Origin of the sequence: Paracerasibacillus soli, from assembly GCF_042432965.1 — a bacterium.
GTDB lineage: Bacteria > Bacillota > Bacilli > Bacillales > Amphibacillaceae > Paracerasibacillus > Paracerasibacillus soli.
Map to the genome: position 1 here is coordinate 41,010 of NZ_JBHLWL010000013.1, position 14,891 is coordinate 55,900.

The window sequence follows — 14,891 nt, forward strand, 5'->3', positions numbered from 1 at the left end:
ATCTAGATGATTGAAAATCGGCGCTCATGCCGATTTTCTTTCCTGAAAGACGACATTTATTTTGAGGTGAATGAAATGGAATTAGCAGAAATTAAAAGCGAATTGGAAAAGATGAAAACGCGTCTCGCGCAATTTAGGGGGTCTCTTTGACTTAGAAGAAAAAGAGACACGTATCAAAGAACTAGAAATCGATATGACGGAACCAGGATTTTGGGATGACCAGTCTAAAGCTCAAACGGTAATTAATGAAGCAAATGGACTTAAACATTTAGTGACAAGCTTCAATGAAATTGAAAATAGTGTCGATGATATAGAAGTAACATATGAATTAATGAAAGAAGAGTATGACGAAGAGTTGTTTGCTGAACTTGAGGAAAATGTAAATCAACTACAAAAACTGATGAATGACTTCGAACTAGAGCTCTTATTAAGTGATCCGTATGATGCAAACAATGCAATTTTAGAACTGCATCCAGGAGCAGGTGGAACAGAATCACAAGATTGGGCAAGCCTATTACTTCGAATGTATCAACGTTGGGCTGAAGGTAAAAACTATACGGTAGAGACTGTTGATTATTTACCTGGAGACGAAGCTGGTGTAAAAAGTGTGACATTATTAATTAAAGGTCATAATGCCTATGGCTATTTAAAAGCAGAAAAGGGCGTACACCGCCTCGTTCGCATATCACCATTTGATTCATCTGGACGCCGCCATACATCATTTGTTTCTTGCGATGTTACACCAGAATTAAGTGATGATGTTGATATAGATATAAAACCTGAGGAAATCAAAGTGGATACGTATCGGGCAAGTGGAGCTGGTGGACAGCATGTAAACACCACTGATTCTGCAGTCCGTATTACACACATTCCGACTAACACCATTGTTACTTGTCAAAACGAACGTTCACAAATAAAAAACCGAGAAGCTGCCATGAAAATGTTAAAATCTAAATTATATCAATTAGAAATAGAAAAACAACAACAGGAATTAGCAAGTATCCGTGGGGAACAAAAAGAAATAGGTTGGGGAAGTCAAATCCGTTCCTATGTCTTTCATCCATATACAATGGTAAAAGATCACCGAACAAATATTGAAGTAGGGAATGGTCAAAGTGTAATGGATGGGAATATAGATCCATTTATTGACGCTTATTTACGTGAACATATGAATGATCAGTAGGCATAACGCCCCTGTTTTGTACTTTGATAAAGTGTAAAAATGAGAAAGTCATGAATTTGACAAAAATCATCCTATCCCTTGTTGTATCAGTGATTGGCATGATTTTCATTGCATGGTTATGTCTTCCAATTCCCCCTTTTGGAGTTTTAAAATAGCTGAAATTGGTTATAATAAGAGTGTCAAATAGACTAAACTCGTGAGGGGGATTTATTGATGAAGAAAAAACTATTAGCAGTATTATTTGGTACAGCACTAGTACTTGGTGCTTGTGGCGGCGGCGGAGATGACGGCGCTTCCAAGGATAAAGACACTGGTTCAGATACTGGTGGAGAAACTGCATCAGCTGCAGAAGAAATTTACCAACAAAATTGTTCTATGTGTCATGGACAAGATTTATCAGGTGGAGCTGGGCATGATCTAAGAAAGATTGGATCTAAGCATAGCGCAGAAGAAATTGAAGATATTATTCACAATGGAATTGGTAGCATGGCCCCACAAAAGCAAGTATCTGATGAAGATGCAAAAGAATTGGCAGAATGGCTTGCAGCTAAAAAATAAGGATTTGTATTTATAAAGAGGCTGGGATGAGAGCAAAGTGTGAGACACCTCAACTACTACACACAGTATGAAACACGTTTTACTAGTTACTGTAGTTGAACGAGGGAGTCAAGCTATCCCAGTCTTTTTTTTATGGTATGATTTATAAGACAAAAGTACCAATTCAATTTAAAAAGTAATCCCGCAAAACAAATAACTTGCTAATCCTACAAAATTCCCAAAAATTGCCCCCAATATGACAAAAACCAACAGTTTGAAATACAATTGTAATATTTTTTCATCTGAAAAGGTGTAGAAAAATGTTATAATATAGTCGTGCATTTTTTTAAACAAAATAAAAAAAGATAATCATAAATAATGAAAATAAAAATAGGGTAAAAGGTGGATTACATATGATCCTAATGGAAAATGTATTTAAAACATATACCAATGGTGTAATTGCATTAAATGGTATATCTGTTGATATAGAGCAAGGTGAATTTGTTTATATTGTTGGTCCGAGTGGTGCGGGTAAATCAACTTTTATTAAAAGTATTTATCGTGAAATTAAACCAACAAAAGGAAAAGTAATTATAAATAATATGGACTTAAGTGAAATGAAAGAGAATAAGGTTCCAATGTTAAGAAGAAATATTGGTGTGGTATTTCAGGACTTTAGACTCTTACCGAAACTAACAGTCTATGAAAATATTGCATTTGCACTCGAAGTAATAGAAGAGACTCCCCGAAATATACGTAAACGAGTCATGGAAGTGTTGGATTTAGTAAATCTAAAAAACAAAGCTCGTTTCCTACCAGATGAATTATCTGGGGGTGAACAACAACGGATTTCAATAGCTAGAGCAATTGTAAACAATCCTAAAATCGTTATTGCCGATGAACCTACTGGTAATTTAGATCCGGAAACTTCGTGGGAAATCATGCGGGTTCTTGAAACTGTTAATTCCCAGGGAACAACCATTATTATGGCTACACATAGTAAAGAAATCGTAAATACGATAAAAAAACGTGTGATTGCGATTGAGAACGGCCGAATAGTGAGAGACGAATACCGAGGTGATTATGGCTATGAAGGTTAGAACATTAAAGCGACACTTACGCGAAGGAATGAAGAATATATTTCGGAATGGTTGGATGACGGTTGCTTCAGCGGGAGCTGTAACTGTTACATTAATTTTAGTTGGAACATTTCTTGCTGTCATTTTAAACTTGAACAATATGTCGAAAAAAGTTGAAGACGATGTTGTCATAAAAGTATTAATCGATGTTACAGCGGAAGATTCGGATGTGCAAACATTAAAAAATGATATTGAAGACAATCCAGAAGTTGATTCTGTTATCTTTTCATCCAAATCAGAGGAATTGAAAAATTTAATGGATGGAATGGGACAAGAAGGAAAAGCTTTTAAATTATTTGAACAAGATAACCCATTAAATCATGCGCTTATAGTAAAAGCTAAAAAACCTGAGAATACTGTTACGATTGCAGAAAAAATAAAAAGCTTAGATAAAGTTGAAAAAGTGACCTATGGTAAAGATGTGGTAGAAAAGCTTTTTGACTTTATTAAATATGCAAGAATAGTAGGTTTGGTGTTAATTATTGGACTTGTATTAACAGCGATATTCCTAATTTCAAATACAATTAAACTAACAATCATGGCACGAAGTAAAGAAATCGGGATTATGAAATTAGTAGGTGCAACAAATGGATTTATTCGTTGGCCATTCTTTATTGAAGGGGCGCTTCTAGGTATTCTAGGTTCGATTGTGCCGATTACTTTCATTCTAGTTGGTTATCGTTACTTGATTCATAGTATCCAAGGTAATGTATCAATTCCGTTTTTCGAACTATTACCATTTAACCCATTTGCATGGCAATTATCCTTGATTGTTCTCGCAATCGGTGCCTTCATCGGAATTTGGGGAAGTGTGATGAGTGTTCGTAAGTTCTTAAAAGTATAAACAAGTTAAAAGTTTAGAGTGTCAATGAACTAGATTGGCACTTTTCCCTACATACTTCACTTTTACAGATATTGCGGCAGAAAGGGGAAGAAAGATTGAATAAACGTGTGATGAGTATAGCGATTCTCATACTTGTCTTTATGACAGGTACGATGAATTTAACATATGTTGACGCAAAATCAGTTGACGATGTAACAAATAAAATTAATGATATCAACAAAGAAAAGGAAAAGGTAAATAAACAGAAAGATAATATAGACACAGATCAACAAAATACGAAGAAAAAGATTGACGAAAACTTAAATAAACAAAAGTCAGTAAAAAATGATATTGAAACGGTAGACGAAAAACTTAATAAGACAAAATCTAAGGTACAAGCCAAAGAAAATGAAATTATCATGACCAATCAAGAGATAACGAGTTTGCAAGAAGAAATCACTCGCTTAAACCGTCAAGTTGAAGATACAAAAATAGAAATTCAAGAGTTAGAGGCTAGTATTGAGAGAAGAGAAGAAATCTTAAAAGAAAGATTACGTTCCATGCAACAAACAGGTGGACAAATGACCTATATAGAAGTCCTACTCGGCTCCAAAAGCTTTAGTGACTTTATTAGTAGGTCGACTGCTGTAACAAAAATTATGGATTCCGATCAATCTATTATGGAAGCATTAGAGGATGACCGGATTGAATTGCAAATTAAGAAAGTTCAATTAGAAGAAAAGACGGAAGAAGTTAAACGCTCAAAGAAAAAAGTAGAAATTAAAAAAAGTGAATTAGAAGAACAAAAGCAAGAATTGAATACATTGAAAAAACAGTTAGATAAACAGTTAGCAGAAAAGAAAATAGTCCAAAAGAAATTAAAAAAGGAACAAAAGGAATTAGAAGAATATAAGATTTCATTGGAAGATGAAAAGGAAATTTTACAAAAACAAGCTGTTGCGCTTGAAAAGGCTAAAAAACTCGCTGAACAAGAAAAGAAAAATATAGAAGAACAAGAGAAACGAGAACGACAAAGAGCGAAGAATAATAATAATCATTCAGGTGGATCTAAAACACCACCAAATGTAGGAAGTAGTGGTAATGGTTTATTCCGTACGCCAGTACCATATTGTTACACTTCTCCATTTGGTTATCGTTGGGGCAAGCTTCATAGGGGACTTGATTTCAGATCTTCCATTGGTACTAGTGTATCAGCCGCAGCATCTGGGGTTGTAAGTCAGGTGAATACAGAACATGATGGTAAAATGAATGGATATGGAAATGTAATATTAATCTCTCACTATATTAATGGTGTATCATATACGACACTATATGCGCATCTAAGTAGTATACATGTACATGAAGGACAAGCTGTGAGTGCTGGTCAGGCTATTGGTTTATCGGGCAATACAGGCGGTAATTATGCGCCACACTTACACTTTGAAATTCACCGTGGAGGTTGGAGTGGAGATAGCAATGCAGTCAACCCATTAGGTACGGCACCAAATGGTAAAAGTTATTTGCCACATGTAAATTATTGTTATTAAAGCATAATTCCTTTAATATTAAAGACATCACATTAAAATGTGGTGTCTTTTTCGTCTCATGTGAATAAATATTTAATTAATGGTAAAATTGTGAGAAGATAAAGCAAATCATCATTTTTTGAAAGGAATCTTTCTTTCATACTAAATGATAATTGGAGAAAGGCAAATACATACATTATTTGGGGTGAAACAATCGTATGAAATTAAAAAAGCAACATATTATACTTCTGTTATTAGGAGCGTTATTCCTTGGTTTTATTGGATCTTATGTCGGTGTCAATTTAGCCACATCTCTCAATCAAACTTCAAGTCAAAACGATGAGTTAAAAGAATCAAAGGATCCAATAACGAAGCAAAATGTTGAAACGCCAAAAGATATGCAAAAGGTAGCGCAAGCTTATAGTTTAATCAAACAACATTTTGTAGAAAAGGTTGATGACAAGCAATTAATCGAGGGTGCCATCCAAGGAATGCTGACTTCATTAGAAGACCCCTATAGTTCATATATGGACGAGGAAATGATGGAACAATTTAATGAGCAAATAGAGTCATCGTTTGAAGGAATTGGTGCGGAGGTAAGTATGGTAAATAATAATGTGACCATTGTAGCACCAATAAAAAACTCTCCAGCTGAAAAAGCGGGATTACGTCCCAATGATCAAGTGCTAACTGTTGATGGAGAAAGTTTGGAAGGACTCGACTTACAAGAAGCAGTCGCAAAAATCCGTGGTGAAAAGGGATCAGAGGTAGTACTTGAAATAATGAGACCAGGGTCAACAGAGAGCTTAAGTATCACCCTTGTCCGTGACACAATTCCAGTTGAAACCGTTTATTCTAAAATGGAAAACAGAGACGGAAAAAAGACTGGAATGATAGAGATAACGAACTTTTCAGAAAGAACATCTGCTGAATTTAAGGAACAGCTTACAGATTTAGAAGAAAAAGGTATGGATGGTTTAATTATTGATGTACGTGGAAACCCAGGTGGATTATTAAACTCAGTTGAAGAGATACTACAAAACTTCGTACCAAAAGATGTTCCATATGTACAGATTGAAGATAGAGATGGAAAAAAAGATAAATATTTTACAGAGTTAGATGAAAAAAAGGATTATCCTATTGAAGTACTCATTAATGAAGGGAGTGCTTCAGCATCAGAAATATTAGCTGTTGCAATGAAAGAAATAGGGTATGATATTGTCGGAACAAATAGTTTTGGGAAAGGAACTGTTCAACAAGCAGTTGAGCTTGGGGATGGTAGTACAGTTAAACTTACTTTCTACAAATGGCTATCACCAAAAGGAAATTGGATCCATGAAAAAGGAATAGAACCGACAATTAAACAAGAGCAACCCGAATATTACTTTACAAATCCACTTCAAATAGAGAAGCCATTAAGTTACGATCATACAGGTGATAAAGTACAGAACTTACAAATGATGCTACACGGATTAAAATATTATGATGGTAGAGAAGATGGCTATTTTGATAAAGAAACAGAAAAGGCTGTAAAGGCATTTCAAAAAGATAATAAGCTAAAACAAACTGGAATTGTTGATGAACAAACAGCTTCCTTGGTTGAGGCGAAAATTATTGAACACATCCGTAATGGTGAAGATGATCAACAGCTAGAAAAGGCATTACAAGAGCTATATAAATAATCGAAAGACTGTCCATTTATGGGCAGTCTTTTTTGCAGGTTGCAAAATCGTGTGTTTATGATACAACGAAATCTAGTTGTGGCTGGTGTAACTTATGATTGTGTAATTTACAAATTTAAGAATTTGTGGACATATAAAATGCTAATTCTGTAAAAATGATAGGTTAAAATACGAGTCTACTAAGTAAATCATGCTATACTGAAGAGAAGAAAAGATTTGAATGAGATGAGGTGATTGTTATGCTAGAAGATTGGTTTTTTGAACTCGCTAGGGCATTTGGAAAGCTATTCATAAATCCACTAACTTATTGGACTATCATTTTAGTAATAGGTGCAGGCATGCTTCGTGTGAAACAAGAACGGAAAAACTTTGGAACAAAAATTTATGATGTTTTTGCAGAATGGAAACATACATGGATTTTTTCTATTTTATGTGGTCTCATTATTTCCATTTTATTAGCTGTAGCAGGGGTCATTTTTACATATGAGACAATGCTCGTTCTATCTGCCGTCATGATTCTATTAAGTATAACATGCAAATTCACATTATTGTCCCCAAGTTATACAGTAGGATTAACATATATTGCACTTTTATTTTTGCCATATTTTATGCAACAGCAGGAAGTCTTTCCGGAAACGTTATTTAGTAAAACAAATGTAATTGGTTTAAGTCTATTACTAGGTTTATTTTTATTAGCCGAAGCTGTAAGTTTACGAAAGATAAAACGTAATGAAACATTCCCTGCGTTAGCGAGAAGTAATCGAGGTGGATGGATTGGACAACATCATGTAAGGCGATTACATGTTATGCCCCTCTTTGTGTTAGTTCCGACTGGCTTTATTACACCATTTGCTGATTATTGGCCTTATATACCTTTAGGCGAAGAAAATACTTTTGGATTGTTACTTGTCCCTTTTCTTGTAGGATTTGATTTTAAAGTGCGGAGTAATATCGCGACAGTAGTTGCCAAAAGAATATCTTTACAAATATTTCTACTTGGTCTGATTGTCCTCATGCTAGCTGCAGGAAGTGTATATGTGAAATGGCTATCTTTTATTGCCGTTATTATCGCGATTATAGGACAAGAAATGATTCATTATCGCCAACGTGTCAAAGACAAGGAGCAGACACCATTTTACTATCAGAAAGGTACGGGTATACAAATATTAGGTATCATTCCGGGTACGCCTGCTGATCGCTTTGACATGTCTGTAGGTGAGAAAATTATGAAAGTGAATGGCAAGAAAATTAAAGATGAACATGAGTTTTATGAAGCATTACAAGACGGCGGTGCATATTTTAAATTAGATGTAATCGACGATAAAGGAGAAGTACGTTTCATTCAAAGTGCATTATACGAAGGGGAACATCATGAACTTGGTTTGTTATTTACAAAAGAACCATACCGACAGAGTTAAAATTCAAATGCGAGGTTGTGTAACTGTTCACAAACTATGGTGCTAATTATGCTGGTAATTAGCACCATTTTTTATTGAAAATCCAATGTTAACAACGTTTTAACAGTGGTTATATCTGTCGCTATTTAGTCACATTTCATCTAATTAATGTGATTTAAGTCACATGTGATGAAAGGAACATCTCCTATAATGTAATTAAAGATAAGCCACAGCATTCATCCTGCATTCATTCTACCATTATACGAAGTGGAACTTATCTAAAATTATAGGGGTGAAAGTTTATGATGAAAAAAATGGGACTTAAAACATTAGTAGGTTTAAGTGCGATTACGCTTTTATTAGCAGGTTGTGGTCAAGGTCAACAAGAGGTAAGTCAAGTGCAAGCAAAGGAAAAGCAGCAAGTTGAATCAACGCAAGTATTTGAACCGCATGAAGGAATAAATGAAAAACCGACACCATTAGAAATGGAACGTAAAGGTACAGATGTTTATGTGAAAATGACAGCACAAATTACAGATATTGAAATTGCACCAGGTAATGTATATAAAGCTTGGACCTTCAATGGAGAAGCCCCAGGCCCATTGGTTGTCGTAAATGAAGGAGATACGATTCACTTTACTTTAGATAACCATGACCCTGCCATTCCGCATAGCATGGATTTTCACGCTGTACACACAGCACCAAGTAAAAACTTTATTGACGTAATGCCAAATGAAGAAGGTACATTCACGTATAGTGCGGATAATCCAGGCGTATTTATGTATCATTGTGGAACCAATCCAGTATTAACACATATTGCAAATGGAATGCATGGTGTTATTATCGTGAAGCCAAAAGATGGCTATCCTACAGATAACGAAGTGGATCAAGAATATGTTATTATTCAAAATGAATGGTACAAATATAATGACTTAAAAGATATGACAGACGGTAATCCAACAGCAGTTGTATTTTCTACAAAGGCATTGCATGATGGACAACCAAATACAAATGGTACAACAACAGATTTAAAAGATGAACCACTGACTGCAAAAGTTGGTGATAAAGTACGCTTCTATATTAACAACGTCGGTCCAAATGAAGTAAGTAGCTTTCACGTTGTCGGAACATTATTTGATGATGTATATATAGACGGAAATCCAGTTAATCACTTTGAAGGAATGCAAACAATTATGTTACCTGCTAGTGGCGGTGCAGTTGTTGAGTTTACTGTAAAAGAAGCTGGAACATATACATTTGTTACACACCAATTCAATCATGTAGAAAAAGGCGCAGCAGGTCTATTAGAAGTTACAGAATAATAAAGTGTTGCACCATTAAAAGGCTCGTTCATAGGGGGAGTACCCCTGTGAACGAGCCTTTTCAAAATTTATAATATTAGGGTATGATGTTGGTGTTTGAGTTGTAAGCAATTATTGTTTTTATAATGTATATTATTCGAATGTCTGTTCGTTTTTTGGTATACTAATAGCAGTATATATAGGAGAAACGTTTGATTATATGAAAGTATGATACACTATGGAAAGATATAAAACGAAGGGAGATTTTACCTTTGGAAAATAAATTCGAGCTTGTATCGTCTTATACGCCACAAGGCGATCAACCTAAGGCAATAGAAGAAATAGTAAAAAAGGTATTGGCTGGACAACGCCACCAAACATTACTTGGGGCAACTGGGACAGGAAAGACCTTTACAATTTCCAATGTCGTAAAAGAAATTAATCGTCCAACTTTGGTCATGGCCCACAATAAAACGTTAGCCGGCCAATTATATAGTGAATTTAAAGAGTTTTTTCCTAATAATGCGGTAGAATACTTCGTTAGTTATTATGATTATTATCAGCCAGAAGCCTATGTGCCTTCATCTGATACGTATATTGAAAAAGATGCAAGTATTAATGACGAAATTGATAAACTGCGCCACTCCGCAACATCTTCTTTATTTGAAAGACAGGATGTTTTAATTGTAGCGAGTGTTTCCTGTATTTTTGGGTTAGGTTCCCCAGAGGAATATCGCAAGCAAGTTTTATCTTTGCGAATGGGGATGCAAAAGGATCGAGATGAATTATTACGTGAACTTGTAAATATTTTATATGAACGTAATGATATTGAATTTAAACGGGGTACATTTCGAGTACGTGGAGATTCCGTTGAAATTATTCCTGCATCAAAAGAAGAGCATTGTATCCGCATTGAATTTTTCGGGGATGAAATTGATCGCATTCGAGAGGTGGATGCCCTCACTGGTGAAATTGTAGCAGATCGCGAGCATGTGGCAATCTTCCCAGCTTCACACTTCGTTACCGGTGAAGATAAGATGAAATTAGCAATAGAGCGTATAGAAAAAGAACTAGAAGAACGTTTGCAAGAATTACATGAACAAAACAAGTTATTGGAAGCACAGCGATTAGAACAAAGAACGAATTATGATTTAGAAATGATGCGGGAAATGGGTTTTTGTTCAGGCATTGAAAACTACTCGCGACATATTACATTGCGTGAAGCAGGAGCAACACCTTATACATTACTCGACTTTTTTCCGGATGACTTCTTAGTCGTATTAGACGAGTCACATGTTACGTTGCCACAGATTAGGGGTATGTTTAATGGAGATAGAGCGAGAAAACAAGTATTAGTCGACCATGGCTTTCGTCTACCGTCTGCACTAGATAACCGTCCATTAAGGTTTGAGGAATTTGAAAAAAAGACAAATCAATTGATTTATGTGTCAGCAACGCCGGGCCCTTATGAGTTAGAGCATGCTCCAGATGTAACCGAACAAATTATTCGTCCAACGGGATTGTTAGATCCGAAAATTGAAATTCGTCCAATCGAAGGACAAATTGATAATCTGATTGGAGAAATCAATAAACGGACGGAACGAGATGAACGCGTACTTGTTACAACTTTGACGAAAAAGATGGCAGAAGACTTAACAGATTATTTAAAGGAAGTTGGCATTAAAGTTGCCTATTTGCATTCGGAAATTAAGACTTTAGAGCGGATTGAAATTATTCGTGATTTACGTGTTCGCAAATATGATGTACTGATTGGGATTAACTTACTAAGGGAAGGTTTGGATATACCGGAAGTATCCCTCGTCACGATATTAGATGCGGATAAAGAAGGATTTTTACGTTCAGAACGTTCCTTGATTCAAACAATTGGTCGTGCAGCTCGTAATGAAAATGGGCAAGTCATCATGTATGCAGATAAGATTACGAGATCAATGCAAGTTGCGATAGATGAAACGAATCGTCGACGTAAAATTCAAATGGAATATAATGAAAAGCATCATATAACGCCGACAACAATTAAGAAGGAAGTACGAGATGTCATTCGTGCTACAATTGCAGCGGAGGAAGAGACAGCTTACGAATCAAAAGCGAAGAGTTTAACGAAGATGTCAAAACAAGAACGCTTGAAAGTGATAGATGAAATGGAAAAAGAAATGCGTGAAGCTGCAAAAGCACTTGATTTTGAACGTGCTGCTGAACTTAGAGATATTCTATTTGAATTGAAAGCAGAAATGTAAATGAAGAAATGGATACATTTTTGAACTCTTTAGATGTGAAAGGTTGATTCATGATGCCAAGTAAAGCAATTAAAATTCAAGGAGCAAGGGCTAACAATTTAAAAAACATCAATCTTGAAATCCCTAAAAACAAACTTGTCGTTTTAACAGGATTATCAGGTTCGGGCAAGTCATCATTAGCATTCGATACAATCTATGCGGAAGGACAGCGCCGCTATGTTGAATCGTTGTCGGCTTATGCACGGCAGTTTCTTGGACAAATGGATAAGCCAGATGTCGACACGATAGAAGGCTTATCCCCAGCTATATCCATTGACCAGAAAACAACAAGTCGTAATCCTCGTTCAACGGTTGGTACCGTAACAGAAATCTATGATTATTTACGCTTGCTATATGCGAGAATTGGGCATCCAACATGTCCAAAACACGGGATTGAAATATCTTCACAGACGATTCAACAAATGGTTGACAGAATAATGGAGTTACCGGAAAGAACCCGACTTCAAATTTTAGGCCCAATCGTTTCTGGAAGAAAAGGAGAACATGTAAAAGTTCTTGAAAAGTTAAAGCAAGAAGGATATGTCAGGATACGTGTGGATAAAGAATTACGTGAAGTAACGGAAGAAATTAAATTAGAAAAGAATAAAAAACACGATATTGAAGTAGTGGTGGATCGTATTATTGTAAAACCAGGTGTGGAAAGTAGATTAAGTGACTCTTTGGAAACAGCACTTGCACTTGGTGAGGGGAAAGTAATCGTTGATGTAATGGATGAAGAAGAACTGTTATTTAGTGAAAATCATGCTTGTCCAATTTGTGGTTTTTCAATAAGTGAATTGGAGCCACGGCTCTTTTCTTTCAATAGTCCTTATGGAGCATGTACAAGTTGTGATGGACTTGGAACGAAATTAGAGGTAGATCTTGATTTAGTTATTCCAGATTGGACGAAATCTTTAAATGAACATGCCATTGAAGCATGGAAACCGATTAGTTCCCAATATTATCCGCAATTATTAAAAAGTGTTTGTACACACTACGGAATTGATATGGATATACCTGTAAAAGATATACCTGAGCAATTGATGAATAAAGTGTTATATGGAAGCGGAAAGGAAGAAATTCATTTTCATTACATGAATGAATTTGGTAATGAGCGAGATCAAATGATTGTATTTGAAGGTGTAATGAATAATATTGCGAGGCGATATAAGGAAACCGCTTCTGAATTCACTCGTGAAACATTAGAAAAATATATGGCGATTAAAAATTGCCCAACATGTAAAGGATACAGGCTCCGTCCGGAAGCACTAGCTGTCTTAATAAATGATAAACACGTTAGTGAAGTAACGGATTATTCAATTATAGAAGCAAGACAGTTTTTCAAAACTTTACAGTTAAGTGAAAAAGAAGAACAGATTGCCCGCTTAATATTAAGAGAAATAGATAACCGCTTAGAATTTTTAAATAATGTTGGCCTGGATTATTTAACGTTATCTCGTACAGCAGGAACACTTTCTGGTGGGGAAGCGCAACGAATTCGTCTTGCGACTCAAATTGGCTCTGCGCTTACAGGGGTATTATACGTTTTGGACGAACCATCAATTGGCCTTCATCAACGAGATAACGATAGGTTAATTGCTACGTTAAAAAGTATGCGTGATCTTGATAATACTTTAATTGTTGTAGAACATGACGAAGATACAATGCTTGCAGCAGATTGGTTGATTGATATCGGGCCAGGAGCGGGTGAGCATGGTGGAGAAATCGTCGCAAGTGGAACACCAGAAAAAGTGATGAAAAATAGAAAGTCGTTAACTGGAAAGTATTTATCTGGAAAGGACTTTATCCCTTTACCTGTTAAACGCCGAGAAGCAGATGACCGTTTTATTGAAGTGATAGGTGCGAAGGAAAATAACTTAAAAAATGTCCATGTTAAAATTCCTATTGGATTATTTACTGTTGTTACCGGAGTTTCTGGTTCTGGTAAAAGTACGTTAGTAAATGAAATTATTTATAAAGCACTTGCGAAACAATTATATACTGGCAAACATCGTCCTGGTAAGTTTAGAGAAATAAAAGGGATTGAACATATTGAAAAAGTAATTGAAATCGACCAATCCCCAATTGGGCGGACACCACGTTCCAATCCAGCAACATATACGGGAGTTTTTGATGATATACGTGATGTATTTGCTCAAACAAATGAGGCGAAAGTACGTGGATATAAAAAAGGCCGATTTAGTTTTAACGTTAAAGGTGGCCGTTGTGAAGCTTGTCGTGGGGATGGTATTATTAAAATTGAAATGCACTTTTTGCCAGATGTGTATGTTCCATGTGAAGTATGCCATGGACAACGATATAATCGTGAAACATTAGAAGTGAAATATAAAGGGAAGAGTATTGCTGACGTATTAGATATGACAATTGAAGAGGCATTGGAGTTCTTTGAAAATATTCCGCGCATTAAAAGAAAACTACAAACGATTTTTGATGTAGGACTTGGATATATTAAATTAGGACAATCTGCCACAACGTTATCAGGTGGGGAAGCGCAACGTGTAAAGTTGGCAAGTGAATTGCATCGTCGCTCAAATGGAAAATCCTTTTATATTCTAGATGAACCAACAACTGGTTTACATGTAGACGATATCAAAAGGCTGTTAATTGTTTTACAACGCTTAGTCGAGAATGGTGACTCGGTTTTAATTATTGAACATAATTTAGACGTTATTAAAACAGCTGATTACATTATTGATTTAGGTCCTGAAGGTGGAGATCGTGGGGGACAAATCATTGCTACTGGCACACCAGAAGAGATTGTAAAAGTGGAACAATCGTATACAGGAAAATATTTGCAACCAGTAATTGAACGGGATCGTAAAAGAATGGAAGAACGCATAGCAGAGGCAGAAAAAAGTTTATCATGAATGAGCGTGATAGGGGTCAGACCCCGAATGAGTCAATCGCTTTAACAATGAATATAAAATGTTGTGGGGCTGAACTGTAGTTTTGTTTCAGCCCTTTTTTAATCATATATGAAATGATTCG

General features: G+C 35.7%; 10 protein-coding genes. All 10 read left to right on the forward strand.

The window, feature by feature from the left end:
- Positions 1-75 precede the first annotated feature (75 nt).
- The 10 genes from prfB (at position 76) to uvrA (ending at position 14,770) form a co-directional block, all read left to right on the forward strand.
- Positions 76-1,183, forward strand: a protein-coding gene (gene prfB / locus ACFFIS_RS03985; protein WP_320379610.1) for a peptide chain release factor 2 whose coding sequence is annotated in 2 segments (ribosomal slippage) — positions 76-147 and positions 149-1,183 — 1,107 coding nt in all. Because the reading frame shifts where the segments join, the coding sequence is not laid out codon by codon here.
- Between the two features lie 213 nt (positions 1,184-1,396).
- Positions 1,397-1,741: a cytochrome c551 gene (gene cccB, locus ACFFIS_RS03990; RefSeq protein ID WP_320379609.1), complete on the forward strand. Its 345-nt coding sequence runs from the start codon at positions 1,397-1,399 to the stop codon at positions 1,739-1,741.
- Between the two features lie 392 nt (positions 1,742-2,133).
- Positions 2,134-2,820 carry a cell division ATP-binding protein FtsE gene (ftsE, locus tag ACFFIS_RS03995; RefSeq protein ID WP_390186249.1) on the forward strand — a complete coding sequence of 229 codons (687 nt, stop codon included), beginning with the start codon at positions 2,134-2,136 and terminating at the stop codon, positions 2,818-2,820.
- Positions 2,810-3,703: a permease-like cell division protein FtsX gene (ftsX, locus tag ACFFIS_RS04000; RefSeq protein WP_390186251.1), complete on the forward strand. Its 894-nt coding sequence runs from the start codon at positions 2,810-2,812 to the stop codon at positions 3,701-3,703. The genes ftsE and ftsX overlap by 11 nt, the downstream gene beginning before the upstream one ends.
- 95 nt (positions 3,704-3,798) lie before the next feature.
- On the forward strand, positions 3,799-5,229 hold the full coding sequence (locus ACFFIS_RS04005) for a murein hydrolase activator EnvC family protein (RefSeq protein WP_390186252.1): 1,431 nt from the start codon (positions 3,799-3,801) through the stop codon (positions 5,227-5,229).
- A gap of 197 nt (positions 5,230-5,426) precedes the next feature.
- The gene (locus ACFFIS_RS04010) at positions 5,427-6,890 is read left to right on the forward strand and encodes a S41 family peptidase (RefSeq protein ID WP_320379607.1); all 1,464 of its coding nucleotides are present in this window, start codon (positions 5,427-5,429) and stop codon (positions 6,888-6,890) included.
- A gap of 239 nt (positions 6,891-7,129) precedes the next feature.
- Complete coding sequence (locus ACFFIS_RS04015) at positions 7,130-8,308, forward strand: PDZ domain-containing protein (RefSeq protein WP_320379606.1); 1,179 nt, start codon at positions 7,130-7,132, stop codon at positions 8,306-8,308.
- Between the two features lie 281 nt (positions 8,309-8,589).
- Positions 8,590-9,609 (forward strand): multicopper oxidase domain-containing protein, encoded by a 1,020-nt coding sequence (locus tag ACFFIS_RS04020; protein ID WP_390186254.1) that lies wholly within the window; start codon positions 8,590-8,592, stop codon positions 9,607-9,609.
- A 251-nt stretch (positions 9,610-9,860) separates the two neighbouring features.
- Positions 9,861-11,843 carry an excinuclease ABC subunit UvrB gene (gene uvrB / locus ACFFIS_RS04025; protein ID WP_320379605.1) on the forward strand — a complete coding sequence of 661 codons (1,983 nt, stop codon included), beginning with the start codon at positions 9,861-9,863 and terminating at the stop codon, positions 11,841-11,843.
- A gap of 53 nt (positions 11,844-11,896) precedes the next feature.
- On the forward strand, positions 11,897-14,770 hold the full coding sequence (gene uvrA / locus ACFFIS_RS04030; protein ID WP_390186256.1) for an excinuclease ABC subunit UvrA: 2,874 nt from the start codon (positions 11,897-11,899) through the stop codon (positions 14,768-14,770).
- The last annotated feature ends 121 nt before the right edge of the window (positions 14,771-14,891 follow it).

Excerpts from the sequence above, each read along its gene's own strand:
- cccB (WP_320379609.1), top strand. The coding sequence starts at position 1,397 with ATGAAGAAAAAACTATTAGCAGTATTATTTGGTACAGCACTAGTACTT.
- ftsE (WP_390186249.1), top strand. The coding sequence starts at position 2,134 with ATGATCCTAATGGAAAATGTATTTAAAACATATACCAATGGTGTAATT.
- ftsX (WP_390186251.1), top strand. The coding sequence starts at position 2,810 with ATGAAGGTTAGAACATTAAAGCGACACTTACGCGAAGGAATGAAGAAT.
- ACFFIS_RS04010 (WP_320379607.1), top strand. The coding sequence starts at position 5,427 with ATGAAATTAAAAAAGCAACATATTATACTTCTGTTATTAGGAGCGTTA.
- ACFFIS_RS04015 (WP_320379606.1), top strand. The coding sequence starts at position 7,130 with ATGCTAGAAGATTGGTTTTTTGAACTCGCTAGGGCATTTGGAAAGCTA.
- ACFFIS_RS04020 (WP_390186254.1), top strand. The coding sequence starts at position 8,590 with ATGATGAAAAAAATGGGACTTAAAACATTAGTAGGTTTAAGTGCGATT.
- uvrA (WP_390186256.1), top strand. The coding sequence starts at position 11,897 with ATGCCAAGTAAAGCAATTAAAATTCAAGGAGCAAGGGCTAACAATTTA.